28 protein-coding genes and 3 pseudogenes are annotated in these 23,927 nt (G+C 39.8%); 26 read left to right on the top strand and 5 right to left on the bottom strand.

The features are described from left to right. The first annotated feature begins 14 nt into the window (after nucleotides 1-14). The 14 genes and pseudogenes from DER53_RS02615 (at nucleotide 15) to DER53_RS02555 (ending at nucleotide 10,535) form a co-directional block, all read left to right on the top strand. Nucleotides 15-689, top strand: a complete 675-nt coding sequence (locus tag DER53_RS02615) for an IS110 family transposase (RefSeq protein ID WP_073968022.1) — start codon at nucleotides 15-17, stop codon at nucleotides 687-689. 246 nt (nucleotides 690-935) lie between these two features. Continuing rightward, complete coding sequence (locus tag DER53_RS02610) at nucleotides 936-1,244, top strand: hypothetical protein (RefSeq protein WP_062755747.1); 309 nt, start codon at nucleotides 936-938, stop codon at nucleotides 1,242-1,244. 294 nt (nucleotides 1,245-1,538) lie between these two features. Then, nucleotides 1,539-2,093: a T6SS immunity protein Tdi1 domain-containing protein gene (locus DER53_RS02605; protein WP_062755749.1), complete on the top strand. Its 555-nt coding sequence runs from the start codon at nucleotides 1,539-1,541 to the stop codon at nucleotides 2,091-2,093. A gap of 288 nt (nucleotides 2,094-2,381) precedes the next feature. Then, nucleotides 2,382-2,459: pseudogene (locus tag DER53_RS17710) on the top strand (hypothetical protein); the annotation flags it as partial. Nucleotides 2,460-2,524: 65 nt separating this feature from the next. After that, nucleotides 2,525-2,662, top strand: coding sequence for a hypothetical protein (locus tag DER53_RS02600; RefSeq protein ID WP_156482452.1), 138 nt, complete (start codon nucleotides 2,525-2,527; stop codon nucleotides 2,660-2,662). 200 nt (nucleotides 2,663-2,862) lie between these two features. Then, nucleotides 2,863-4,782, top strand: coding sequence for a hypothetical protein (locus tag DER53_RS02595; RefSeq protein ID WP_244319621.1), 1,920 nt, complete (start codon nucleotides 2,863-2,865; stop codon nucleotides 4,780-4,782). Between the two features lie 28 nt (nucleotides 4,783-4,810). Beyond that, a complete protein-coding gene (locus tag DER53_RS02590) occupies nucleotides 4,811-6,286 on the top strand; it encodes an LPXTG cell wall anchor domain-containing protein (protein ID WP_121910013.1) in 1,476 nt (491 codons plus the stop codon). A 97-nt stretch (nucleotides 6,287-6,383) separates the two neighbouring features. Next, complete coding sequence (locus tag DER53_RS02585) at nucleotides 6,384-6,989, top strand: class D sortase (protein WP_167317818.1); 606 nt, start codon at nucleotides 6,384-6,386, stop codon at nucleotides 6,987-6,989. Between the two features lie 615 nt (nucleotides 6,990-7,604). Then, on the top strand, nucleotides 7,605-7,919 hold the full coding sequence (locus DER53_RS02575; protein ID WP_082805448.1) for a DUF5082 domain-containing protein: 315 nt from the start codon (nucleotides 7,605-7,607) through the stop codon (nucleotides 7,917-7,919). Continuing rightward, complete coding sequence (locus DER53_RS02570; protein ID WP_062755768.1) at nucleotides 7,916-9,124, top strand: RNase A-like domain-containing protein; 1,209 nt, start codon at nucleotides 7,916-7,918, stop codon at nucleotides 9,122-9,124. The genes DER53_RS02575 and DER53_RS02570 overlap by 4 nt, the downstream gene beginning before the upstream one ends. 20 nt (nucleotides 9,125-9,144) lie before the next feature. Then, a complete protein-coding gene (locus DER53_RS02565) occupies nucleotides 9,145-9,447 on the top strand; it encodes a contact-dependent growth inhibition system immunity protein (protein ID WP_062755871.1) in 303 nt (100 codons plus the stop codon). Between the two features lie 95 nt (nucleotides 9,448-9,542). Further along, entirely contained in the window at nucleotides 9,543-9,788 is a 246-nt protein-coding gene (locus tag DER53_RS02560; protein ID WP_062755769.1) for a hypothetical protein, read from the top strand. Nucleotides 9,789-10,051: 263 nt separating this feature from the next. Continuing rightward, nucleotides 10,052-10,171 (top strand): annotated as a pseudogene (locus DER53_RS17705) (pre-toxin TG domain-containing protein); the annotation flags it as partial. Nucleotides 10,172-10,253: 82 nt separating this feature from the next. Beyond that, on the top strand, nucleotides 10,254-10,535 hold the full coding sequence (locus DER53_RS02555; RefSeq protein ID WP_062755773.1) for a hypothetical protein: 282 nt from the start codon (nucleotides 10,254-10,256) through the stop codon (nucleotides 10,533-10,535). A gap of 127 nt (nucleotides 10,536-10,662) precedes the next feature. On the opposite strand, the gene katA is transcribed toward DER53_RS02555, so the two are convergent. Further along, a complete protein-coding gene (katA, locus tag DER53_RS02550) occupies nucleotides 10,663-12,129 on the bottom strand; it encodes a catalase KatA (RefSeq protein ID WP_062755775.1) in 1,467 nt (488 codons plus the stop codon). A 512-nt stretch (nucleotides 12,130-12,641) separates the two neighbouring features. Between katA and DER53_RS02545 the strand changes: the two are divergent. Beyond that, nucleotides 12,642-12,875: pseudogene (locus DER53_RS02545) on the top strand (alcohol dehydrogenase); the annotation flags it as partial. A gap of 363 nt (nucleotides 12,876-13,238) precedes the next feature. Here DER53_RS02545 and DER53_RS02540 read toward each other — a convergent pair. Next, nucleotides 13,239-13,805, bottom strand: a complete 567-nt coding sequence (locus tag DER53_RS02540; RefSeq protein WP_062755779.1) for an FAD-dependent oxidoreductase — start codon at nucleotides 13,803-13,805, stop codon at nucleotides 13,239-13,241. Nucleotides 13,806-14,259: 454 nt separating this feature from the next. On the opposite strand from DER53_RS02540, the gene DER53_RS02535 reads away from it, so the two are divergent. The 10 genes from DER53_RS02535 (at nucleotide 14,260) to DER53_RS17535 (ending at nucleotide 21,670) form a co-directional block, all read left to right on the top strand. Further along, entirely contained in the window at nucleotides 14,260-15,207 is a 948-nt protein-coding gene (locus tag DER53_RS02535; RefSeq protein WP_003248209.1) for an ABC transporter permease, read from the top strand. Continuing rightward, nucleotides 15,200-16,150, top strand: coding sequence for an iron chelate uptake ABC transporter family permease subunit (locus tag DER53_RS02530; RefSeq protein WP_062678356.1), 951 nt, complete (start codon nucleotides 15,200-15,202; stop codon nucleotides 16,148-16,150). Before DER53_RS02535 ends, DER53_RS02530 begins: the two co-directional genes overlap by 8 nt. Continuing rightward, a complete protein-coding gene (locus DER53_RS02525; RefSeq protein ID WP_013400053.1) occupies nucleotides 16,144-16,902 on the top strand; it encodes an iron ABC transporter ATP-binding protein in 759 nt (252 codons plus the stop codon). The genes DER53_RS02530 and DER53_RS02525 overlap by 7 nt, the downstream gene beginning before the upstream one ends. 122 nt (nucleotides 16,903-17,024) lie before the next feature. Next, entirely contained in the window at nucleotides 17,025-17,981 is a 957-nt protein-coding gene (locus DER53_RS02520) for a siderophore ABC transporter substrate-binding protein (protein ID WP_062755781.1), read from the top strand. Between the two features lie 243 nt (nucleotides 17,982-18,224). Next, nucleotides 18,225-18,788, top strand: coding sequence for a biotin transporter BioY (locus DER53_RS02515; protein WP_062755783.1), 564 nt, complete (start codon nucleotides 18,225-18,227; stop codon nucleotides 18,786-18,788). Beyond that, nucleotides 18,788-19,507: a dethiobiotin synthase gene (gene bioD / locus DER53_RS02510; protein WP_062755785.1), complete on the top strand. Its 720-nt coding sequence runs from the start codon at nucleotides 18,788-18,790 to the stop codon at nucleotides 19,505-19,507. Before DER53_RS02515 ends, bioD begins: the two co-directional genes overlap by 1 nt. Then, nucleotides 19,497-20,864, top strand: coding sequence for an adenosylmethionine--8-amino-7-oxononanoate transaminase (gene bioA / locus DER53_RS02505; protein WP_062755787.1), 1,368 nt, complete (start codon nucleotides 19,497-19,499; stop codon nucleotides 20,862-20,864). Before bioD ends, bioA begins: the two co-directional genes overlap by 11 nt. 134 nt (nucleotides 20,865-20,998) lie before the next feature. Next, nucleotides 20,999-21,217 (top strand): hypothetical protein, encoded by a 219-nt coding sequence (locus DER53_RS02500; protein WP_015865010.1) that lies wholly within the window; start codon nucleotides 20,999-21,001, stop codon nucleotides 21,215-21,217. Nucleotides 21,218-21,382: 165 nt separating this feature from the next. Continuing rightward, a complete protein-coding gene (locus DER53_RS02495) occupies nucleotides 21,383-21,535 on the top strand; it encodes a hypothetical protein (RefSeq protein WP_167317816.1) in 153 nt (50 codons plus the stop codon). 45 nt (nucleotides 21,536-21,580) lie between these two features. After that, nucleotides 21,581-21,670, top strand: coding sequence for a DUF2573 family protein (locus DER53_RS17535; protein WP_121910069.1), 90 nt, complete (start codon nucleotides 21,581-21,583; stop codon nucleotides 21,668-21,670). A gap of 78 nt (nucleotides 21,671-21,748) precedes the next feature. On the opposite strand, the gene DER53_RS02485 is transcribed toward DER53_RS17535, so the two are convergent. Both DER53_RS02485 and DER53_RS02480 read right to left on the bottom strand, forming a co-directional pair. Next, a complete protein-coding gene (locus DER53_RS02485) occupies nucleotides 21,749-22,081 on the bottom strand; it encodes a spore coat protein (RefSeq protein WP_062755789.1) in 333 nt (110 codons plus the stop codon). An 18-nt stretch (nucleotides 22,082-22,099) separates the two neighbouring features. Continuing rightward, nucleotides 22,100-22,363, bottom strand: a complete 264-nt coding sequence (locus tag DER53_RS02480; protein ID WP_015865007.1) for a hypothetical protein — start codon at nucleotides 22,361-22,363, stop codon at nucleotides 22,100-22,102. Nucleotides 22,364-22,524: 161 nt separating this feature from the next. Here DER53_RS02480 and DER53_RS02475 point away from each other — a divergent pair, with 161 nt between their 5' ends. Further along, a complete protein-coding gene (locus tag DER53_RS02475) occupies nucleotides 22,525-23,442 on the top strand; it encodes a proline dehydrogenase family protein (protein ID WP_015865006.1) in 918 nt (305 codons plus the stop codon). Nucleotides 23,443-23,625: 183 nt separating this feature from the next. Here DER53_RS02475 and DER53_RS02470 read toward each other — a convergent pair whose 3' ends face one another. Beyond that, a complete protein-coding gene (locus tag DER53_RS02470) occupies nucleotides 23,626-23,775 on the bottom strand; it encodes a YuzL family protein (RefSeq protein WP_015865005.1) in 150 nt (49 codons plus the stop codon). Nucleotides 23,776-23,927: the final 152 nt, after the last annotated feature.

Below are 23,927 nucleotides of genomic sequence, written 5' to 3'. Positions count from 1 at the left end.
GCAACTTTTTAGATTTGCATAAGTTTCAGCATACAGCGGTGATTTTAGATTGTTGGTTTGAAAAGCTGGGAGAAGTGACATTTGAAAATAAACCATCCGCTTTTCCTAGTTTACTAGAGTATGTGAATGGGTTTCTTACAGAAGACATCACTCCCGTGTTTGGATTAGAGGATGTGGGGGGCTATGGCAGGGACTTGGCATTGTACTTAAAAGAGAAAGGGCACATTGTAAAGTTTGTCAATTCTTCTTTATCCAATGCGGAACGGAACAGCTATGCCATGACCCAAAAGCATGACAGTTGGGATGCCCAATGTGTAGCGAATGTGTTAATCCGTCAATTCCGTTATTTGCCTGATGCCATCTCATCCGATATGTATTGGATGATTGCCCAATTGGTGGGGAGACGAAACGCTTTAGTCAAATCCCAAATCGCTCTTAAAAATCAGTTGCATCTTCAATTAAGCTTTCATTATCCAAGTTACAAGAAAATCTTTTCAAAAGTCGATGGTCAAACCGCTTTAGCTTTTTGGGAACGCTATCCTTCTCCCAGACATCTGAAGGGAGAAACCGTAGAACTTTTATCGAGTGAAATGAATAATGAAACGGTTAAATTTGTTTTGAAAGGTGAAGAAGATGTGAAAATTCTTACCGTTCAAGCTGCAGAAGTAGGTTTTATAAAATTGGACTAACATATTTTCATTAAACATGAAAAACCTTGAAAGGGTGTATATCATTCTTTCAAGGTTTTTATTGTTGCAATAGTAGGTGTCGAACCTATCACTTCCTCGTATCTATACCAAGCAAAAGCCTAAAGATGGCTGATGATGTTCGGAAGTAGTGAGTCAATTCAGACGAGCTGAAAATGACAATATCCATTATTTGAAGAACGGTGCACATATTGTTCTTGCAAGACCATAGAATGGGGAGAAAGAAAAATGGATGAATTTACCAAGGTGTTAAATCATTATCCTAATGGAACCAAACTGATCATAGAGTGGAAAGATGGATTGCGTATTAAAGGTTTATTAGACACTATTTATGAAACAGACGATGGGCTGGAATTAGAAGATGAGGACTACGATGAATACTTTGCTTGTGCTTTAAAAATCTTGTCCATTGAGAATAATCCGTCCGGTAAGGTTTTAAGCGAAAATACTTTATTAGAAGTATCCAAACAAAATAAACCAAGTAAAATTTTTTTAGAGAATGGCGTATCGATATGGCAAGATATGAATGATAAATAACAGATATTTTACCCCTGAGGATTATCTACTCAGGGGGATTTTTTCGTGTATGGAGTGCCGAATAAACCGCTTGTGGTACAATATATACATAACATAACCCAAGAAACTTCTACATGATAATTTTTTAAGTTATAACGTACGCACAACAGGAGTTAAAAAAAGATGCTCTATTTTATGATTGCCATCAGATTTAAAAAATTGAAAAATCATCAGTGGCCATCAATTAGAGATATTGCGAAAATAATGACTCAAGAAGAAAGAGAGTTTCCCTTTTAATATTGAGGTGATTTATTAATGGGAGATACACAAAATGTATTTAATCGTTTTAAATTAGAAGAGAAAGTCCCCATATCAACAGTTGAGAAGTATAAAGAAAGAATTCCTTCAGAAGTTGTTGACATTTGGAAACAATACGGTTTTGGTAGTGTTTTACAAGGTTATCTAAAAATAGTTAATCCTGATAAATTTCAAGATCTTTTAGAAGACGTATATATACGATATCAAGAAGCCATTCCGTTGTTCGCTACATCAATGGGAGATATAATCGTTTGGGAAAAGGGGAGATATTTAAACCTGTTGAACTTTAGAAAAAATGAGGTAAATGTTATTTCAGCTGGATTTGATTTTTTCTTTGAGGATTTAAACGATGAGACCTTTTTAGATGAGGAATTAAATTGGTTTCCTTATCCAGAGGCGGTTAGGAGATATGGGGAACCAGAGTTTGATGAATGTTTTGGCTACGTACCTCTTCTTGGATTAGGTGGACTAGAAAAAGTAGAGAACTTGAAAAAGGTTAAACTGATTGAACATATTTATTTAATCACCCAATTTATGGGACCCATAAAATAATAACTTGATCAATCAATGTTCAGTAAACATTATCAGTTGCTAGATTACTTCTATTTTCAGCCTTGATGGGCTTTATGCCTTTCAAGGTTTCTTTTTTGGTGGAGGATACCCAGTGCCTAATAAACCGCTTTCTCCGTTACTAACAAATATAACCCTAATTGTAAGTTAGCAATATTAATTTCGGGTATCTTTTTTCAAATTATTTTGGGTCCATTTTCTGAAACTGAGCCAATCTTCATATTTACCTTGTACAGGTACTCTTTTTTATGAAAGAGGAAAAAACTTAAAAAAGGAAAGTCGGTTGAAGTGAAAATAAAACCTGTATATAAAGGTGATTCACAAATAACGGTAAGTTTTAACATATAATATAAAATTGGGAAAGGGTAAGTAGCAATACAAAGAATTCCAAAATAAATATGGAGGTTAAATATATGGATGATTTGAAACTAAATAATATTTATCAAAAAATCGCACATACAATTAAGTATTTAATGAACAGGTTAAATAGATTTAAAGAAATTCAAGATCAAAATGAGATGCTAGATGACCTTATGTACGGCGATGTTTGATGTTCCTATAGACTACTCCAAAGTACAGAATGTGAAATATTATCATAAAACGTGATTTTTGTCAATTTTTTGACAATTTCTTGACAAAATTTTTACAAATTTATAATGTATATTGGATTTAAGTGGTTATACATGTAAAATTAAACTGTATAATATATTAACTGTATACTCTGTAAATTATTTTGCGGAAAGGAGGTGAAATGATGCGAAAGGGCCTGACGTATATATTATCCACTTGCCTTATTTTAGGGGTGCCTACCATAACTCAAGCCCAGGAATTCGGTGAATCTAAAGAATCTGTTGAGCCTTTAATACAGAACGAGGCGATTACGTATCCTCTAAATAGTCTGGATTCTGAAAAAGTAAATACTCAAGAAAGCTATAATCTGAATCTAGCATCTGCAGATGCGCCATTCACATCCACTAAAGGACAAGTCGCCGAATCTAAAGCGAATGTTACAGGCGAGCTAGAAAAAGAAATTGCTGAAAATTCCGGCGAAAACAAGGGTGAACTTTCTGTTAAACCAAGCAAGGAAGTGCTTCAGAAAGAGGATAAAGGTGCATTAAATACTAACGCACTCCCTGCTAAAAAGGATAATAAAAAAGCTACCCCATCTTTAAGCCTAGGCATTGGGGAATTAAACATTAATATCAATGTCTTAGGAGAAAAACGTTTGCTTGGAATTGGATTAGGCTTACCGGTTGTAGGAAATGTAAACGTAAACATTTTAGGGCAAACGAAAGCAAGCTCTGCAGAAGAGCAATCTACTCGCAATACCTTGCTAGGAGTAGACATAACAGGTTCCAAACTAGTAGGCGATGCCCGCGTAGGAGTGTTAGAAGGCGGAAAAGTTCTTCGTGATAATGAAGAAGAACGTAATGGCGGACTAGCGGTTGTAGAGTTAGACAATATATTTGGGAAAACACACTTAGGAGTAGCTGAAGTTCTCAAACAAACATCTGGAAATATAAATAAACTTCAAAGCGGATTATTGTTGGCGGGCTTGAAGGATACTCCTTTTGGGGATGCTAATTTTGGAGTAGCCGAATTCAATAAAGTGGAAGCCCCAGACTATAAAGAAGTACACACCGGCTTAGTCATAGCTGATGTCAATAACACTCCTTTAGGAGACGGACACCTTGGAATAGCTGAAGTGAAAAAGGTTGAAACACCTGATTATAGCGAATTTCACTCTGGGCTAATTATAGGTGATGTTACAAACACACCTCTAGGAGATGCACATTTAGGGCTTATTGAATATAAACAAACAGAAACAGACAAATATAAATCTTCTAATGGTGGATTAGTGATTGGGGACATAAAAGATTCACCGATAATAGATGATTCGCATATTGGTATAGGTGAATTTCAACAAGTAGAGAAAAAGGATCCTGCCCCAACCCAAGAGAAACCAAAAGAGGAACCAAAACAAGAAGAACAACCTGATACGAAGCCGGTAGAGGGCAATCCTGGAAATAAAGATGGAAATGGAAGCACTCAACCGGAGAATTCGGAGCAACCAATTAACCAAGATCAACCAAGCAATCCAGACCAACCAGGTGATTGTGTGAATCCTGGTCCATTGCTACCATCTACACCGGTTAATGATGGTAGCCAAGAACAATCAGGTAAGGCAACTTCGCCAAAAACAGGGGATAATGTAACTGAAACACCAGCAGATATTCATCAGAATACAAAGGATAGCGAAACAATCCTGGCAAATGATCAAGAGAAAAAGGATCCTATAACAAAGCTTATTGAAGAATTGGTGGATGCAGGAAATAAAATAATTCTCAATCAGTCAAATACAGATGATTTGAGCCAATTACAAAATGTATTGGATGAAAAACAAAAAAATAGCAATCATCCATTAGGCTCACAAGTGTTTTTAATATTTACTTCTTCGAGCCCGACTAATGGCGGATCATCAACAAATGGTTCATCGGGTTCTGCAGGTTCAAACGGAGGATCTGGAATAGTAGCTTATCTAGACTATGCTTATACCAATGACATAGATTTAAATAAACAAATGATCCATATTCTAGATGAGTTATCAGATCAATGGGTTAAAGGTCCGCCTATAGAACCACCGAAATCTTCCTTCTTCTTAGTCGCATAATAAAAAACTAAGAAGAAGGGGATGGAAAATGAATAAAAAAGTTGTTGTAAAATCGTTGAAAAATATTGTTTATGCAGGAACATTCGTTATTGGCATCTCACTTTTTGGAAATGCCGTTAGTGCAGAGGAAATAAATAATCAAGATGTACAAGCTTTATCTAATGGTGTAACTCAGTCAGTGGTATCTAATACGCAAACTCTAACCAATGCTGTAGCTCAGCCAGTGGGATCTAAAGACATTACAAATACTGCGGTTCAATCAAATGAAAATAGCCAGGTAAATGCAACAAACACAACTAGCGAAAATAACCAAGAGAAAGCAACAAGCACAGCTAGCGATGAACAGTCTATCATTCCAAAAAATCCACCTGTAAAAACAGGGGATCCTGCTGGAAAAGACGATAATATTAAAAGCGAGAAAAAAGCTTCTCTTATCAGTATTGGTTTAGGAGGAAGTCTTTTAAAGCCAATAACTGGTGATATCAATATCGATATCATCGGCGGCAAAAAAGTCGAAACAAAAGATGGCAGCACTCTTACCACTGGCGGGGTTGTTCAAGCTGATTTAAAAGGTTCTGATTTACTCGGAGATACACATTTGGGTGTGCTTGAAGGCACAAAAATTAAAACAGATGATTACGAATATACACATGGTGCAGTGGCTGATCTTGATGTTAAAAAATCAGTAGTTGGAGATGCGCATGTTGGTGTCATTGAACGTGAAAAGGTGGAAACTGACGAGTATACATGGCAACATAGCGGCATCGTAATTGTAGACACCAGAAACACTCCAATTCTTGGAGATGTGCATACTGGTATTGGAGAGACTGAAAAGTTTGAAACTAAACAGCCTTCTGCTCCAAATCAACCAAAACAACCAGGCAACCCAGAACAACCTTGCAACTGCAATCCGGAACAGCCTGGCAATCCGGAACAACCTAGCAATCCAGAACAGCCTGGCAATCCGGAACAACCTAGCAATCCGGAACAGCCTGGCAATCCGGAGCAGCCTGGCAATCCGGAACAGCCTGGCAATCCGGAACAGCCTGGCAATCCAGAACAACCTGGCAATCCGGAACAGCCTGGCAATCCAGAACAACCTAGCAATCCGGAACAACCTGGCAATCCGGAGCAGCCTGGCAATCCGGAACAGCCTGGCAATCCGGAACAGCCTGGCAATCCAGAACAACCTGGCAATCCGGAACAACCTGGCAATCCAGAACAGCCTGGCAATCCGGAACAACCTGGCAACCCAGAACAACCTGATAATCCAAAACAACCTTGCAACTGCAATCCGGAACAACCTGGCAATCCGGAGCAACCAGGCAACCCAGAACAACCTGAAAAAACAAGTATGGAAACTCCTAATACACCTGATAACAATTCTGAAAAAACATTACCTAAAACAGGTTCAGCATTAGATTCTTCTATCCTTTTACTTGCTTCCATTATGATGATTTTAGTAGGATTCGTTTTAAGAAGATTTAACTCTAAGCTAGCTTAATAATTGAATATTGTACGACTTTCTGTATACCAATTGGTAGAAATTTTTGTATGGAGGGCTGGCCACCCTCCTTTTTTTTAAGGAAGGTGTTATAACCGTGAAAAAGTTAGGTAGTGTGTTCATTGTTATCGGGGTTTTTTTGTTGCTATTTATTGTGTTTACAAAGGTGAAAACATTTTATGAACAAAAGAAATTAGTAGAAGAATACACTTCGTTGTCTTTTACAGAACAACCTTCTAATGAACCAGAAAAGCCAATAAAAGAAGGACAAGTGATTGGAATTCTAAAAATCCCAAAAATTAATTTAGAAACTCCTATTAAGGAAGGAGCACGACCTGAAGATATAAAATATGCGGTAGGACATTTACCTTCTTCAAGCTCTATTTATAATTTAGGGAAGAAGAATCAAAATTTTGTTATCGCCGGTCATCGTTCCCACACTTATGGGAAGTTTTTTAATCGACTAGATGAATTGCAGAAAGATGATCATATCATCATTTATGTACAAAACAAAGTACTGACCTATAAGGTCTTTAATAAGGAGATTGTAAAGCCTACAGAAACTGATGTCATTTATCCAATTAAGAATAAGTCAATGGTCACGTTAGTTACGTGTCATCCATTATACTCAAATAAACAAAGACTGATTGTTTTTACTGAGCTGGAGAAAGAAAAAATAATGGATGGACGGGATAAATTTTAATGGGATGTATGCCTGTCGCCGTCCGAATTAATTACTACTATTTGCTTCACACATTCATGTGACTGTTCTACATTTGCGAAAGATGGTTTCACATTGTGTTCGGTACCTGTGGTCAATCTTCAAAAAACAGGCAATCACAATTTCGATATTAAGATGCAATATGCCCCCTAAATTTTACAGGGGGCATATTGTTTAATTTTTTCTGGAACTGATGATAGCGTTATGTCGCGAAAATAGACACGTTAAACAGAGAGAAAAGTCCTTGTTTATACAGCTATTTTTCTTTTGTCAGCGTAAGCAAACACAACAATCGGTTCCGTCTCGTCAGCAATGGGATAAGACGGAACGAACATCATCATCGCTTTTGCCATGGCTGTTTGGCTTTTTCATTTTGGGATTTCTGATCATCCTCCTCACCGTAATCGTTCCGCGCATAAAAAAGTTTGTTCTGTAAACGGATTGTTTTCGGAGGAACTTTGACATGCTTAGCATGACAGAATTTAGATAAGAAAAAAGTCCTGTTTGTCCTCTGGAAAAACGGGAACATATCATGATTTATCCTTGTTTTACTTATGTTACCATTTAGATGGCGTGTAAATGGGGGGAGGAATCAAGGTGGCGGCTTTATTGGAATCGGCTGAAAAAGAATTGAGACGTTGGGCCTATGAGATGATGATCGATTGTTTGCAATCTTATCAGGGGCAGGTCAAAGAAGCGATGGAGGAATTTCAACATGGCGCTCGTTCATTTTATCGCGCCAATGACGAGTATGTTCCGCATTGGCAGGGGGAATCGAGGGAAGCGTATGAATTGGTATACGGGGACTTGCGGCAAATTGAGGCACGCATTTATGCGATCGCCGATGATCTTTTGCATGAAATAAGCAGGGAAATCGCCCGCCTTCGGCGAAAAATAGAGGAGCTGCAATGACGACGATTCGAGTCAATCCGGAAGAGCTGGAAGCCGTAGCCGAGCATGTCCCCGATGCCGAAGACGGATGCAGTCGTGCGCGGACCTCGCTTTCGTGGGAATTTCCATCGTTGGTGATGAAGATTCCCGGCATTAGCACTGATGCGATCGATCATCTCAGAGATGAGCTGATTCATTGGCTTGATCGTTATGAAGAAAAGCTAAATGAAGCGGAGGAATTGCTGTATCGAACAGCCGCGGCAATAAGACAGGCAGACCAAACGCTTGCCGATAACATGAAAGAATTTGGTTTAGAGCTTCTTGGCTGGTATGACTTGCAGCGATTGTTTGGAGAATACGATCCAGTGACTGGAGAACGGATTTCAAGATGGGACCGCCTGTTTGCGGGAGGAATGTTATTGTTGTCCGTCATTCCTCCAGCCAAAGAAGCAGGCGTCGTTGGTAAAGCCGCGATCAAAGGAGTGAAAGCGGCAGAAACAGCAGCGGATGTTTCGAAATTGATTTCGAAAACGAGAAACGTCCTGAATGTTAATAAAATCAAAGGGGCCTTACAAACGATCTATCACCAAGTCATCAAAGGACCAATCACCGAAACAATTCGGTCGTTCAAAAAACAATGGGAGAACTTTCTTGAGAATGTTGGTTCTGTCCTACAGGGATCGCAGTTAGCCATTGAGGGAGTTGGAGTGGTGCCAAGTGGGCGGATGATAGGAATCGCTGAAGAATCCGCCAGCTCGGTGCGCATTTCGATGAGTCAAGCCGAGGATGAGGTGGTTGGTAAGGGTACTGGCAATGTTAAGCATAACGACTTTAGTCCTCTTGCCCCCGGTGGAGGATTAGCAGCACATGAGGCAAGGGGTGGGCATTTGATTGCCAGACATGTTGGAAAGACGGATGCCGAGTTATTGCAGCGGTTAAAAGATAATCCTAAAATAACAGGAGCATCAACTTTTACAGATAGAGCTACCGCTGAAAAGGTTGCTAGCGAAGTTTTAAACGATCCAAACAACAAAAAAATTATTCAAGCTTGGTTGAGTAATCCAAAAATCAAATCAACTTTGGTGCTCCCTTATCAGGGTACAGAAATTATTGGACGTGGAGTACAAAGAGGTTCTACGACAGTTGAACATATGACGAATGCTAAGATAGTATTAAAGAAGGATGGAGCAGGGGGGTTCATTTTAACTGGTTATCCAACTAAATAATGGAATGGAGGGAAAGATGCTTGTTAGTCAAAAATAATCCAGAAGATCCAGTTTTTCAGTTCTTGGCTGGGACTTTTCATCAAGACATAGATTCGCCTGAAGAGGCATTACAAGAATTGTTAACAGAGGAAAGTAAAGAATATCTTGAATCTGCTATCGTATTTTTAACAGAATTCATTAATAGTGAGTATTCGGATGATGAAAAGAATGAATACATTCAACACTGTGCAGACGGAGTATATTTTCCTGCTCTTGGGCTAACTCCAATTCAATGGCTAAAGAGTGTAGTAGAGCAAATAAGAGAAGTTGTAAAAGCAAAATAGGACTATAAATTCTTGAGTACCTTGACTGAGTGAAAACTCTTTCAAGGTTTCTTTTTTTATTAGCAATGGAAATTATATTGGAAAGTGGTGAAAAAATGAGACAACCAACAAAAGAAGAAATAATTGATAAATTAAAAATGATTTTACAAGGAAAGCCAACACGAGAAAAAGTAGCAGATTGGGCTTCAGAATATGTAATGCAGGACGAGCCAAATATATCAGATGAAACTGTTTGGGGAATTTTACAAATTGTTTCCGGAATTGATTTAAAAGATAGTCCTGATGAGTATCTACATGTAGAACAAGACATTATAGATTGGATAAACAAGTGTAGCAATTAAAAAGTGTTAAATAACCTTGATTGGCTATATTGCCTTTCAAGTTTTTTTATTTTAAAACTAATCGCTGTGTAAAATAAAACGTTTTTATGAGAGGTGTAAATTATTAGCATATTTTTTCGGGTCTTCTTTTTCAAATTATTTCTGTCCATTCTATGAAACTGTGCATCAATCTTCATATTTACACTTTTACACTGCACAGATGCTCCTTTTTATGAAATGAGAAGGGAAATCACCTGAACTTAGCGAAAGATAGAGAAGCAGCAATGACTACGATTCGAGTCAATCCGGAAGAGCTGAAAGCCGTAGACGAGCATGTTCCCGATGCCGAAGACGCCTGTCAGCGTGCACGGACCTCGCTTTCGTGGGAATTTCCATCGCTGGTAAGGAAACATGCATGGCTACCCAGTAAATAACGGAGGTATATTATGAAACAAAATGTATTAAATACAATAGAAGGTGATATCCTTGAATGAAGATTTGAAATACGATACTTTCAGATATTTTCTTGAATGTTATTTTAACCCAAGTGCCAACTATGAGGAATTAGAAACACTCGTCAAAGAATTTAATTCAACTGAAGAGAGTAAATATCGACAAAAACTTCAGCAAGAGTTAGAACAAATTTTTCAACTTGATAATTGGGATGATATTCAAGAGTTTGTTAGAAAACATGCTATGAGGAAAATAAACAGTGATCGACTCACTTGGTTCATACGTACTATTTTGCATAACTTAAATCAAAGTTAAGGTGTTGAAATGAATTAAAATGTTCGAAAAAATACTTTGAGCCTCAAGGATTTCCTTGAGGCTTTTTTTAGTGTGCCAGACACGGATGCAAGTCTATCTGCGACATTTATCCTTTTTCCATCAATGATTATGCGTTCGTAATGACATCGTCTGGGACGCTTAAGCCAAGCCCTTCGGCAACGCGGCGGCCGTAGTCAGGGTCTGCTTTGTAGAAGTGGCGGATTTGGCGAAGTTTAATTTCTTCTTTTGTCACTTGTTTCAATGATTCGACAATGTTTTTCACGAGACGCGCTTTTTCTTCTTCGCTCATGAGACGGTATAAGTCGCCTGCTTGCGTATAATGATCATCGTCGTCATATGGCACGCTTTCTGCCACGCCGGATACCGGGAATGGGGTCGTCTTATGTTCTGGCACTTCTGTCGGTCCGCCGAAGCTGTTTGGTTCGTAGTTGACCGAACCGCCTCCGTTATTATCAAAACGCATGAAGCCGTCACGTTGATAATTGTTTACTTCCACGCGCGGGCGGTTGATCGGCAGCAAGTTATGGTTCACGCCGACGCGGTAACGGTGCGCATCCGCATAAGCGAACAAACGGGCTTGCAACATTTTGTCCGGTGACGGCTCAACGCCAGGAACAAGGTTTCCAGGAGAGAATGTCGCTTGTTCGACTTCGGCAAAGTAGTTTTCCGGATTGCGGTTTAATACCATACGGCCGACTTCAATTAACGGATAATCTTTATGTGACCAAACTTTTGTGACGTCAAATGGATTGAAACGGTATGTTTTTGCGTCTTCTAGCGGCATAATTTGCACATATAATGTCCAAGATGGATAGTCGCCTTTTTCGATGGCGTTATATAAATCTTCCGTATGGTAATCCGGATTTTCTCCGGCGATTTTAACCGCTAGTTCCGGGTCCATGTTTTTCACGCCTTGGTTTGTTTTAAAGTGGTATTTTACCCATACCGCTTCGCCGTCTTCGTTCACCCATTTGAATGTATGGCTTCCGTATCCGTTCATATGACGGTAAGTGAGCGGAATGCCGCGATCCCCGAACAAATAAGTGACTTGGTGCAAAGATTCCGGAGATAAAGACCAGAAATCCCACATTGCTGTTGGATTTTTCAAATGGGTGCGCGGATCACGTTTTTGTGTATGGATAAAATCCGGGAATTTAATCGCATCACGAATAAAGAAAATTGGTGTGTTGTTGCCTACAATATCGTAGTTTCCCTCTTCTGTGTAAAACTTCACCGCAAAACCGCGCGGGTCGCGGACGGTATCCGCAGATCCCAATTCACCGGCGACAGTAGAGAAGCGGACGAACACAGGTGTGCGTTTTCCAACACCATTAAACACTTTTGCTTTTGTATACTTCGACATATCGTTCGTTACTTCGAAATAACCATGCGCACCTGCGCCTTTCGCATGTACGACACGTTCTGGAACGCGTTCTCTATTGAAATGTGCCAGTTTTTCAAGAAGATGTACGTCTTGGATTAATGTCGGTCCGGGATTACCGGCCGTTATCGAGTTTTGGTTATCGCCAACAGGTGCTCCCCAACTAGTTGTGAGCTTTTTTTTATCTGACATCGTTTATTTCCCCCCATTTTCATTTTCGTCTTCATAACAAATGATAACATTTATCAAATTAAAGTCAATACTTATTTATAATAATTATAAAAATATATTTATAATAAAATCATATTTAAAATAATATAACAACTATTCAGATAATTAAGTTGCCATATGTACGAAAATGCATAAGCTGTTATCAATATTATCGCTCCAACTGAAAATCATGATAGTGTCCATCCCTTGGTAGTTGGTTTGGCTGCTGAATGATTTTCAAGGTGGCGGATTTTTATGTGCATTTATGCATCCGTTATGAGTTTTGCATCTTCATTTAATTAAAAAACGTCTGATTTATGCATATGACTCCTGATAAAAGAGAATTAGTATGATTTACAGTTGTTTTTCTATTAAGTAATGCAAAGCATCCTAATTTTAATTGATCAGCCCGAGACAATTTGATGTATTTAAGATTTTGGCTTTGATGAGAATTTATTAGGTTCATCATCAAAGGAGATCAAAGCCTAGACAGAAAAAATGTGGAGTTTCATATTGAAAAATTATGGATCCGTAACATTACGCTAACAACCGGCCTTGTCAATACGACTTCTACACCGATGTTATTAAAAACGGTGGAGTCGAAAAAATTGAAACCGGAACAATTAATTACACATCGCTTTGCTTTTTCTGACATTATGAAAGCTTATGAGGTATTTGGCAACGCAGCAAAAGAAAAAGCATTAAAAGTCATTATTTCCAACGACTAAAAAATCAATTCTTGATCATTAGAGCTTGTATCATTCCCTATACAATGATACGGGTTCTTTTTTACACAATTGCTCGATTTAGTGTTTGTTACCGACCAAGTTAATTTGCCTTCAACATTTTGACAAGAGAGCAAGAAGATCTTTTCCGTCCGTTTGCCGGACAACTATGTAAATTTCCAATGGGTAAATGGACATCCTAATGTACATAGCTCCTATATTGGAGAATTTACGCTGTATTGAGCGAAGTGACGGACGATTTGAGGAAAGACGAAGCGAGAGATCCGTTATTGTTATTAGGGAAAGTATCGAAAAGCATCGAGAAGGGATAATAAACGAAGAACTGCCCACATTTGTGGGCAGCTTTTATTTTGTTTTTAATACATCATGATCCACATACCGTTCACCGTTTAATTCGCTAATGACGTTAATGGCCACTTTCGCTCCATCGCCAGCGGTGATAATGGTATGTACGCTGACGCCAGCTGCTGTTCCGGCCGCCCAAATTCCATCGATATTTGTGCGTCCGTTCTCATCTACATCAATAATTGTTTTAATGCGCGGCTCGGTTCCTGGCTTTGTTTTCACGCCGATTTTTTCGGCAAGATCGACTGCTATTCCTGTTGCCAAAATAACGTGTTTTGCCTCAAACGTACCGTTGTCTGTTTGAATGCGGAAGCCGTTTTCTGTTTTTTCGATGTTGGTGGCTTGGCCAACGACAAGTTCTGCTCCGAATTTTGCTGCTTGTTTTTTCCCGGTTTCGACTAAATCCGGCCCTGTAGTTTCCACAACGCCATAATGGTTTTCGATCCAGGCACGCTTTGTCATGCTTTTGTCATTGTCAATTAATACTGTTTTCTTTCCTGCTTTTGCGGTAAAAATGGCAGCGCTTGCCCCGGCAGGTCCAGCCCCGATAATGGCGATATCGTACATCGGTTCATCCCCTTTTCGTTAGAATATTCCAATATTTATTATAACATGTTCATTGTTTCCATCCAATTAATATGAATCGCATCTCTTTTATTTAAAATAATTATAATTTGATATTGATTATTTAAAAATAATATGTATAATAAATGATAACAATAATCATTCGTAAACAGTTAAAGGAGAGCGAAAACATGCGAAAACAAGTGATTTGCGAACAATGCCATCAACCGATTCGCCGGTTGAAACATTCTATCCTTTGCCGCTGCGGAACGAAAATTATTCAACATAAATAAGTATATAGGTATTTGGAGGGACTGTGCTTCTTAGTTGGCCAGTCCCTTTTTTATGATAATGAGAATCTTTTTCATAAAAATGTTGACAATAGGAAATTGTCTCAATACAATTTTAATTGATAATAATTATTAAAATCATTTAGGGTGCATTAGAGGAAAAAACGATGAAAAAGCTGTTTATATTATTCGTCATATTAGCAGTTGCATCTTTATTTATCGGTGTCCAGCATATTTCGCTTGCCGATTTGCTGATGTTGAAAGCGGATGACGTAGAAGTATTAATAATCAGCCGGATTCCGCGGTTGATCAGCATTATTATTGCGGGTGCCAGCATGAGTATTTGCGGGCTAATTATGCAGCAGTTAAGCCAAAATAAGTTTGTCTCGCCAACGACGGCGGGGACGATGGATTGTGCAAGGTTAGGAATTTTAGTGTCATTGATTTTGTTCGCTTCCGCAGGTCCGCTGCTGAAAGTTACGGTCGCATTTTTATTCGCTTTTGCCGGTACGATGATTTTTATGAGAATACTTGAAAAAGTGAAATATAAAGACGCCATTTTTATTCCGCTTGTCGGTTTAATGTTTGGCAATATCATCAGTTCCATGACAACATTTTTCGCGTATAAGTACAATTTAATCCAATCCATTTCGTCATGGCTGCATGGCGATTTTTCCATGATTATAAAAGGGCGGTATGAACTGCTTTACTTAAGTGTTCCGCTTATGATTGTCGCTTATATGTATGCGAACCGTTTTACGATAGCAGGAATGGGAGAAGAAATCGCGACAAATTTAGGCCTTCATTATCGGTCCATCGTCAATGTCGGATTAATCATCGTGGCTGCTACTTCTTCTGTTGTGGTGCTGACGGTCGGGACACTGCCGTTTTTAGGATTGATTATTCCAAACCTTGTCACATTATATTATGGAGATCATTTAGAGAAAGTCCTGCCTCTGACGGCATTGTCAGGAGCAATTTTCGTGTTGGCTTGCGATATTTTCGGGCGCGTCGTTATTTATCCGTATGAAATCCCGATCGGTTTGACGGTAGGAGTCATTGGCAGCGGCGTATTTTTGTATTTGTTAGTAAGGAGAAGAAAGCAATATGTCTAACAAAAGGAAGCTGATCGTGTTAAGCATTGCCGCTTTGTCGCTGATTATGGTGTTTTTGTTTACGGATGTCAAAGGCAACTGGGACTATGTTTTTCGGTCAAGAAGTGAAAAAATTGCCGCTATGGTGTTGACAGGATGTGCGATTGCCGCTTCTACCGTCATTTTTCAAACGATCACGAACAACCGGATATTAACGCCGAGCATTATCGGGTTTGATTCGGTTTATATGTTGATTCAGACGTTTGTTGTATTTATTTTTGGGTCGACGACGCTGACAATGATGAACGCGAACGTGCAGTTTCTCGTTTCCGTCGGGTTCATGGTGGGATTTGCGGTATTGCTTTATTCCATTTTATTTAAACAAGAAGAGCAGACGATTTATTTTCTCCTCCTTGTTGGAATGATTATGGGGACATTTTTTCAAAGCGTGACATCCTTTATGCAATTTTTAATCGATCCGAACGAATTTTTTGTGATTCAAGATCGCATGTTTGCGAGCTTTAACAATATGAAAACAGAGCTTTTATTGGTGGCAGGCATTGTCATTGCGCTGATGATTGGCTATATCGTTTCTTACATACGTTATTTAGATGTGCTTTCGCTAGGAAAAGAGCATGCGGTTAATTTAGGCGTTCCATATGAAAAAACCGTCAAGCGGCTGCTCATTGTCGTTGCCGTGCTTGTTTCCGTCTCTACTGCGTTAGTCGGTCCGATTACGTTTTTAGGATTCATTGTGGCGAACGTAGCGTATACGTTTTTGCAAACATACCGGCATAGTTACTTGCTTGTTGGCGCGATGCTGTTTGCCGTTGTTGCGTTAGTTGGCGGGCAGCTGTTAGTGGAAAGAGTGTTCACATTTTCCACGCCGATAACGGTGATAGTGAATTTAATTGGCGGAATTTACTTTTTATATCTTTTATTGAGGGAGAGGAAAGCATGGTAGAAGTAAGAGGGGTTTATAAGCAATACGGTGGAAAAAACGTCGTTGACAACGTGTCGATTACGATCCCGACTGGGAAATTAACATCGCTCATTGGGCCGAACGGTGCGGGAAAAAGCACGCTGTTATCGATTATGAGCCGTCTTATCGATAAAGACCGCGGCGAAGTCAGAATTGAAGGAAAAGAAATTAGCCAATATAAAAGCGATGAATTGGCGAAAAAGATCTCCATTTTAAAACAATCAAACCATATTGCAATCCGGCTGACGGTGAAAGAACTCGTTTCTTTTGGACGGTTCCCGTATTCACGCGGCAGACTGACGCGCGAAGACTGGGAGTATGTCAAAGAAGCGATTCGGTATATGGAGCTGGAGGACTTGCAAGATTGTTATTTGAACGAATTGAGCGGCGGACAAAGACAGCGCGCGTATATTGCCATGGTGCTCGCGCAAGATACAGACTACATTTTTCTCGATGAGCCGTTAAACAATTTAGATATGAAACATTGTGTGCAAATGATGAAAGTATTGCGAAAATTGGTGGATGAACTTGGAAAAACGATCGTCGTTGTCATGCACGACATTAATTTTGCGTCCTGTTATTCTGATTATATTGTTGCCCTTAAAAACGGGAAAGTGGTTCGCGAGGGAACAGCATCAGAAATTATGAGCAATGGCGTATTGCAAGGCATTTATGATATGGACGTTCATATTGAAACGATCCATGATAAGAAAATATGTGTTTATTTTGCATAACTCTGTTTTTCATATAGCTTTTTTCGCATATATTTCGCGAGACTGGGCGCCCCTCGCGGAAAGGTGCGGGAAAGCTGTTGAAAATAAATATTATTATGATATAAAAACAAGGGGGATCTGTGATGCTAAAAAAACGTTGGTTGCCGATTTTCGTGGCGCTTTTCACTGCCATATTGCTGGCAGCGTGCGGGAACGAAGACAATGCAAAAAACGCAAGCAGCTCGAACCCGAAAAACGATAGTGAAAAAATAACGATCAAGCATGAATTAGGGGAAACAAAAGTAAAGAAAAAACCAGAGAAAGTCGTTGTCTTTGACTTCGGCGTTCTTGATTCATTGGATAAGCTTGGTGTTGAAGTGACCGGCGTTCCGAAAGCCAACCTTCCATCTTATCTTGAAAAATATAAAGATAGTAAGTATGAAAACGTTGGAGGGTTGATGGAACCAGATTTTGAAAAAATAAATGAAATCGCTCCAGATTTAATCGTTATTTCTGGACGCCAAGCCAATTCCTATGAAAAATTCGCCGAAATTGCCCCAACGGTTTATATGGGAATTGATACGAAAAACTATATAGACTCTTTCGCGAATAATATGAAAACGTTAGGTAAAATCTTTGGAAAAGAAAAAGAAGTCGAAAAGGAATTAGAAAGCATTAATAAACAAATCGAAGCGGTCAAATCGAAGGCAGAAAAAACGAGCGGCAAAGCGCTTATTGTGCTCACGACTGGCGGAAAAGTAAGCGCATACGGCCCAGGGTCCCGCTTTGGGATTATTCATGACGTGCTTGGCATTAAACCGGTCGATGCGAATATTGAAGTATCTACACATGGCCAAAGCATTTCATTTGAATATATTGCTGAGAAAAACCCGGATTATTTATTTGTGGTGGATCGCGATGCAGTAGTGGCAGGAAAACCGTCGGCAAAACAAACGATTGAAAACGAGCTGGTGAAAAAGACAAACGCTTATAAAAACAATCGCATCATTTATTTAAATCCGAACTATTGGTATCTTGCCGGCGGCGGCCTCATTTCTGTTGCGGAAATGATCAATGAAGTGGAAAAAGGCATCGAATAATGGCATTCAGCGGCTAACCTTGGAAAGAATGGTTAGCCGTTTTATTTTTGTTTGCCCTATCCTTGTGCGCATCGGAAATATCATTTGGCTGGTGGAAAATTATGTTCTTCGTCCAGTGAGCTTGGATCGCCGGAATACAGTTTTTCTTTTTATCTATATGTTAACCTATAAATAAAATTAAGTTGACATTTAATAGATTGTCAGGCAAAATAAGAGAAAAAATATGGGATTGGAGGGAGAGGAATGAAAACAAAATCATTGTTGCTGACGGCGCTGTTTGCCGCGCTTACGGCCATTGGCGGGGTTATCAAAATTCCGATTCCCTATGTGCCGTTTACGTTGCAAATCGCTTCCGTTTATTTAGCGGGATGTTTATTAGGGCCGAAGCTTGGGATGTTGAGCCAGCTTGTTTATGTGCTGATCGGTCTTGCGGGAGCGCCAGTTTTCGCGGAAGGCGGAGGACCTAGCTATGTGTTGAAGCCGACGTTTGGTTATTTGATCGGCTTTGTTGTGGGGGCCTATGTTAATGGATGGATGATGAAAACCTTTCAATTTCGTAAAACGGCTGCTATTTTTCTAGCGAATTTATCTACTCTTCTAGTTGTTTATTGCTTTGGATGCGCCTGGTTATATATGGCGATGAAATGGATCGTGGAAAAGCCGCTTACCATTGGACAAACGTTATGGTTTGGCTTTGTGCTTCCGGTGCCGGGAGATCTACTGTTATGTGCGGTTTGTTCCGTACTTGTTGCACGTATACTGCCGCGTCTTCACATCGTCATTCACAAGCAAGGGGTGGTTTCCTAATGGGAAAAGCAATATTTATCACTGGAACAGGAACCGAGATTAGCAAGACGGTGGCAACCTCTTTTCTTGCTTTTGTTTTCCAAAAGATGGGGTTAAATACAAAAATATTTAAGCCTATTCAAACCGGCTTGGCGGAAGATGGAGTTTCATTTGCGGATCAATATTGGTACGAGAAGGTTGTTGGGCTGGCGCAATCAGAAGGGCTATATTATATGGAACCCGCCGTTTCGCCGCATTTAGCAGCAACATTAACGAATACCACTATTGACCCGGCGTTGATAGTGGAAAAAATCGAACAATGGAAACGTCAATACGACATCGTTCTTGTCGAGGGGGCGGGAGGTTTAGCTGTTCCGCTAATAGAGAAGGAACAAGGGTTTTATATGACCAACGATTTGATTAGAGAATACAACATTCCAATTATCATCGTTTCCTTAGCAGGGCTTGGCGCCATTCATCATACGGTGACAACCGTATCTTACGCACAGCAGCAAGGCATTCGTATTCTTGGGTTGATTTTTAATCAATTTAATGCCGAAAGCATCATTCATGTTAATAATATTGAAACAATAAAGAAAATGTTAGATTTGCCGGTCATTGCCACACTGCCATCTCTTGCAAAGGTGACGAAGCATACGATGATGGCGTTGGCGGAACGTTGGCTAGAGAATAACGAGCAAAAGCAATTGTTACAGGAGGTGCTTTCTGTTGCGATATAGTTATGAACAATTAGAACAATGGGATAAAGAGTATGTGTGGCACCCGTTTACGCAAATGAAAACATACGTGCAAGAACATCCGCTGATTATTGAGCGTGGGCAAGGAAGCTACTTATTTGATGTCAATGGGAATAAATATTTGGACGGATATGCATCATTATGGGTAAACGTCCACGGCCATAATGATCCGGAATTAAATGAAGCTTTGCACATGCAGATAGAAACGATCGCGCACTCGACATTGCTTGGGTCGGCAAATGTACCTTCGATTTTATTGGCGAAAAAGTTGATTGAACTTTGGCCGGGACTTTCGAAAGTGTTTTACTCCGACACGGGAGCTGCCGCTGTGGAAATTGCGCTAAAAATGGCGTACCAATATTGGAAAAACATTGATCCAGTTAAATATGCGGCAAAAAATAAATTTGTTTCTTTAAAGGAAGCGTATCATGGTGATACGGTCGGCGCTGTGAGTGTCGGCGGAATGGATTTATTCCATCGCATTTTTAAGCCGCTGTTGTTTGAACGAATCGAAGTTCCTTCTCCGTATGTGTATCGCATGGACGGATATGGCGATGAAGTGGAGATTGTCAGATATTGTTTGCAACAGCTTGAAGATGTGTTAGAGCGTGAACATGAACAAATCGCCGGCGTGATCGTGGAGCCGCTCGTTCAAGGAGCTGCGGGCATCATTACACATCCAAAAGGATTTTTAAAAGGCATTGAAACACTTTGTCGAAAATATGGGGTGCTGCTTATTTGCGATGAGGTCGCCGTCGGGTTTGGAAGAACGGGCACGCTGTTTGCTTGTGAACAGGAACAAGTAACGCCAGATATCCTTTGTTTAGGGAAAGGGATTACAGGTGGTTATTTACCGCTAGCTGCCACATTAACAACGGATCGAGTGTATGAAGCGTTTTTAGGAGAAGTCGACGAAGACAAGACATTTTATCACGGTCATACATATACAGGTAATCAGTTGTCTTGTGCTGTCGCTTTAAAAAATATTGAACTCATCGAAAAACGAAATCTTGTAGAAAACGTAAGAAAAAAAGCAGAAAGGCTGGCAAAAAAGCTAGAGAAGCTTTATGAAATTCCAATTGTTGGGGATATTCGTCAAAAAGGATTAATGGTAGGAATTGAAATTGTTCAAGATCGAAACACGAAACAAATTTTCCCGCGCTCCGAAATAGTCGAACATCGTATTATTCTAGAAGCTCGAAAACGCGGATTGATCATTCGCCCGCTCGGTCCGGTGATCACGTTTATTCCAGTGTTAGCAATGACAGAGGACCAGATGGAAACAGCAGTCCGTATCCTTTTTGATTCGATCGCGGAAATGGCCAAAGTCGTTCGATAATGGTTTTCATTGCTGCCTAGAGCGTCTAGGCAGCCTATTTTTTTGCAAAAACGGTCAATTGCCCATGACCTCGGCGTTTGTCCTACATATATTGAAAGGGAAGAAACAAAACGATCAGCAAAGGAGAGAGGAGAATGAATGATATAAACTTACAAGATACGAGAGTATGGGGCTTTGGTTTTGGCCGTCCATGGTGGGGATTTGGCTGGCGTCCATGGGGATGGGGCTTTGGTTTTGGCGGTCCGTTCTTTGGCGGTTTTTTAGGGGGGCTGTTGGGCAGCGCGCTAACAGGCCCGTTCTATGGCGGTTATGGCGGTTATGGCGGTTACGGATACGGATTCCCTTATTGGTAATAAACATTGTTTGAGCCTGCCGGTTACATGGCAGGCTTTGAACTTTTTCAAATCCATATTTTAAGAAAAGCTTGTGAAAGAGTGGGCAGCTTCCCAGCTCCTTTTGCCTTTCATTGACATAACATGTTGGTGTCCAGTTTTATTTTTTGGGAAGGAGGAATAGCGATGGTATATCCACGAGTATTTTTCGGAGGTCCGTTTTTAGGCGGCTTTCTAGGCGGATTGCTCGGCAGTACCCTAGCATTGCCGCTTTTCTATCGTCCAAGACCGTATTATCCATACCCTCCTTATTATCCGTATAGTGGATTCTGGTATTGAGAAAGAGCGTCCTCGCAATACGCGGGGCGCTTTGTAACGGGAAACATATCAGCACCTAGTCTCGCCAAACATTGGAGTGAACTTTATCTGGAGGCGAAGGAGCAAATGAAGCAGTTGGTTGAGGAAATCAAATAATGGAATGAAGAAGCGAGCGAATGCGAAAAAGCCATGATGTGTGCAATCATGGCTTTTTCGCTGCCTGAAGGTTTAGTATTACTGAACTGTATTTTGATATGGGAATTGATTTGTGTATCCTTGGAATTGCTGATACGATTGTTGCAATTTTTGCTGGCCAGCTGCTTCAAGCTTGTACCAGCCCTTTTTGAACATTAAGTTATATAACTCACGTTGGCAGTTTTGTGTCTCCGTAAAAATATTCATCATATCTTGATATAATTGTTGATGGCTTGCTTCATGCAAAAAGACGTTATATGAGGAAGTCATATATTTTTCTGTTGTTAACATATCGTTAAGAAAGTCGCGATCATTCATTTGCGGTGTTTTTGGTATTTGCGTTTCTGGATTTTGAATTTGGTTTTGGTTCATGATCATTCCTCCCGATTGTTATTGCATTGTCATTTTAGGCTGGCTTGGATTTTGTAGGTGGCTTAAAATTTTTTGATAGTGGCGTTGATGCATTTGACCAGCTTTTTCAAGCGCTTGTGCCACTTCTTTGTCTTGGCATTGCGATGCAAAAAAGTGCGCTTTTTTCATGGCAAGCAAATTCCAAGACAGCATGTCTGTAAAATAAAGCGCATCTTTCGTTGAAACCATTTGCGGCGGCTGCGGCATGACCGTTTGTTGTTGCATGTTCATTTGTTGTTGCATACATCGTGCTCCTTTCCAAAGTTGAATGTTTCAGTTGTAGATTGTTCATTTTGTGGAAAACTATACACAGGGAAGAATTTTGTCGAAAAAAGATATTCAATAATAATAAAACATGCTACAATAAAAATACGAATGCGTTTGCGGAATAAGGAGGTACAACGATGGAGCAATTGATGCGCGACTTTTTTTTGTTTTTATCGAAAAATAAGACATTAACTAAATTGGCGAAAAAATATGGATTGCGCTTTGGGGCCTCCCGATTTGTTGCAGGGGAAACGATCGCACAGGCTGTCGAAGTGATTAAACAATTAAATAAAAAAGGGTTGGCTGTTACGGTCGATTATTTAGGAGAATTCGTGGACAATGAAAAAGAAGCGAACGAGATGGCGAACCATTGCATCGAGGCGATTGAAGCGATTGGAAGAGAAAAGCTTAATTCACAATTGTCGTTAAAAATGACATCGATGGGGCTTGATATTTCAGACGAGCTTGTGATGCGCAATATGCGGCGTATTTTAGATACAGCGAAACAGCACGGCGTTTTTGTCACGATTGATATGGAAGATTATTCTCGCTGTCAAAAAACGCTCGATATTTTTAAACAGTTGAAAAAAGAATATGATAATGTCGGAACGGTATTGCAAGCGTATTTGTACCGTACGGTATCCGATATCGAAGATTTAAAAGATTACCACCCAAATTTGCGCCTTGTCAAAGGGGCATATAAGGAATCACCGGAAGTGGCGTTTCCAGATAAAAAAGATGTCGATGAAAACTTTAAAAAAATCATTAAGATGCATTTATTAAATGGAAACTATACAGCGGTAGCGACCCATGACGATGCCATCATTGAATATACGAAGCAGCTTGTCAAAGAATATAACATTCCTAATAGCCAGTTCGAATTCCAAATGTTATACGGAATTCGTCCAGAGCGGCAAGAACAGCTTGCGCGTGAAGGATATACGATGCGCGTTTATGTTCCATACGGAACGGACTGGTACGGTTACTTTATGCGCCGCCTTGCGGAACGTCCTGCAAACGTCGCATTCGTTCTTAAAGGAATTTTTCGTAAATAATGGTAAAATCGTTGAGAAGATCGGTCATCCGCACGTCGGCAAGAGTCATCTGGCAAACTTTTTAACCCTAAATGGAAAACGCATCGCAGACTCGTTTTTGTCCGTGATGCGTTTTTCTTTTGGAAAGTAACGCGGATCGCTTTTATATTTTTGATTTTGCATCATATATTACTTATGAGTGAATTACTCTCCTTGCATATTGTGCCGCTTATATTGCTGGTTTTGGCTCGTCTTTTTTCCTCCGCCGTCCGTTTCCACAGTTGGACCAGCGTTACCCTTTACGCTTGCTGCGCTGACTGCTCTTTCCGAAGGGTTCTTTTTCAGTTTTGCCATCAGTCTCACCCCCTTTTATTATCGTCACCAAAAAATAATTTCTTATGAATACAAAATTTGTTAAGTTTATATATTGCGAAAATTATTAACATATTTTATATTTAATATAGCAACAATTTTAATGGCATATTTTTTTTCAGCATAAAATGAAT

The sequence above is a fragment of the Parageobacillus toebii NBRC 107807 genome, from assembly GCF_003688615.2.
GTDB classification, from domain to species: Bacteria; Bacillota; Bacilli; order Bacillales; family Anoxybacillaceae; genus Parageobacillus_B; species Parageobacillus_B toebii.
Note: the sequence above shows the minus strand (reverse complement) of the source record. Positions and strands in the feature narration are given on the sequence as shown.

Coding starts and splice junctions, on each gene's coding strand:
- DER53_RS02480 (WP_015865007.1), bottom strand. CDS start 22,363: ATGCAACAACAAATGAACATGCAACAACAAACGGTCATGCCGCAGCCG.
- katA (WP_062755775.1), bottom strand. CDS start 12,129: ATGTCAGATAAAAAAAAGCTCACAACTAGTTGGGGAGCACCTGTTGGC.
- DER53_RS02570 (WP_062755768.1), top strand. CDS start 7,916: ATGACGACGATTCGAGTCAATCCGGAAGAGCTGGAAGCCGTAGCCGAG.
- DER53_RS02605 (WP_062755749.1), top strand. CDS start 1,539: ATGGGAGATACACAAAATGTATTTAATCGTTTTAAATTAGAAGAGAAA.
- bioD (WP_062755785.1), top strand. CDS start 18,788: ATGGGAAAAGCAATATTTATCACTGGAACAGGAACCGAGATTAGCAAG.
- DER53_RS02560 (WP_062755769.1), top strand. CDS start 9,543: ATGAGACAACCAACAAAAGAAGAAATAATTGATAAATTAAAAATGATT.
- DER53_RS02530 (WP_062678356.1), top strand. CDS start 15,200: ATGTCTAACAAAAGGAAGCTGATCGTGTTAAGCATTGCCGCTTTGTCG.
- DER53_RS02470 (WP_015865005.1), bottom strand. CDS start 23,775: ATGGCAAAACTGAAAAAGAACCCTTCGGAAAGAGCAGTCAGCGCAGCA.
- DER53_RS02525 (WP_013400053.1), top strand. CDS start 16,144: ATGGTAGAAGTAAGAGGGGTTTATAAGCAATACGGTGGAAAAAACGTC.
- DER53_RS02500 (WP_015865010.1), top strand. CDS start 20,999: ATGAATGATATAAACTTACAAGATACGAGAGTATGGGGCTTTGGTTTT.
- DER53_RS02595 (WP_244319621.1), top strand. CDS start 2,863: ATGATGCGAAAGGGCCTGACGTATATATTATCCACTTGCCTTATTTTA.
- DER53_RS02515 (WP_062755783.1), top strand. CDS start 18,225: ATGAAAACAAAATCATTGTTGCTGACGGCGCTGTTTGCCGCGCTTACG.
- DER53_RS02475 (WP_015865006.1), top strand. CDS start 22,525: ATGGAGCAATTGATGCGCGACTTTTTTTTGTTTTTATCGAAAAATAAG.
- DER53_RS02610 (WP_062755747.1), top strand. CDS start 936: ATGGATGAATTTACCAAGGTGTTAAATCATTATCCTAATGGAACCAAA.
- DER53_RS02600 (WP_156482452.1), top strand. CDS start 2,525: ATGGATGATTTGAAACTAAATAATATTTATCAAAAAATCGCACATACA.
- DER53_RS02590 (WP_121910013.1), top strand. CDS start 4,811: ATGAATAAAAAAGTTGTTGTAAAATCGTTGAAAAATATTGTTTATGCA.
- DER53_RS02520 (WP_062755781.1), top strand. CDS start 17,025: ATGCTAAAAAAACGTTGGTTGCCGATTTTCGTGGCGCTTTTCACTGCC.
- DER53_RS02485 (WP_062755789.1), bottom strand. CDS start 22,081: ATGAACCAAAACCAAATTCAAAATCCAGAAACGCAAATACCAAAAACA.
- DER53_RS02540 (WP_062755779.1), bottom strand. CDS start 13,805: ATGTACGATATCGCCATTATCGGGGCTGGACCTGCCGGGGCAAGCGCT.
- DER53_RS02495 (WP_167317816.1), top strand. CDS start 21,383: ATGGTATATCCACGAGTATTTTTCGGAGGTCCGTTTTTAGGCGGCTTT.
- DER53_RS02535 (WP_003248209.1), top strand. CDS start 14,260: ATGAAAAAGCTGTTTATATTATTCGTCATATTAGCAGTTGCATCTTTA.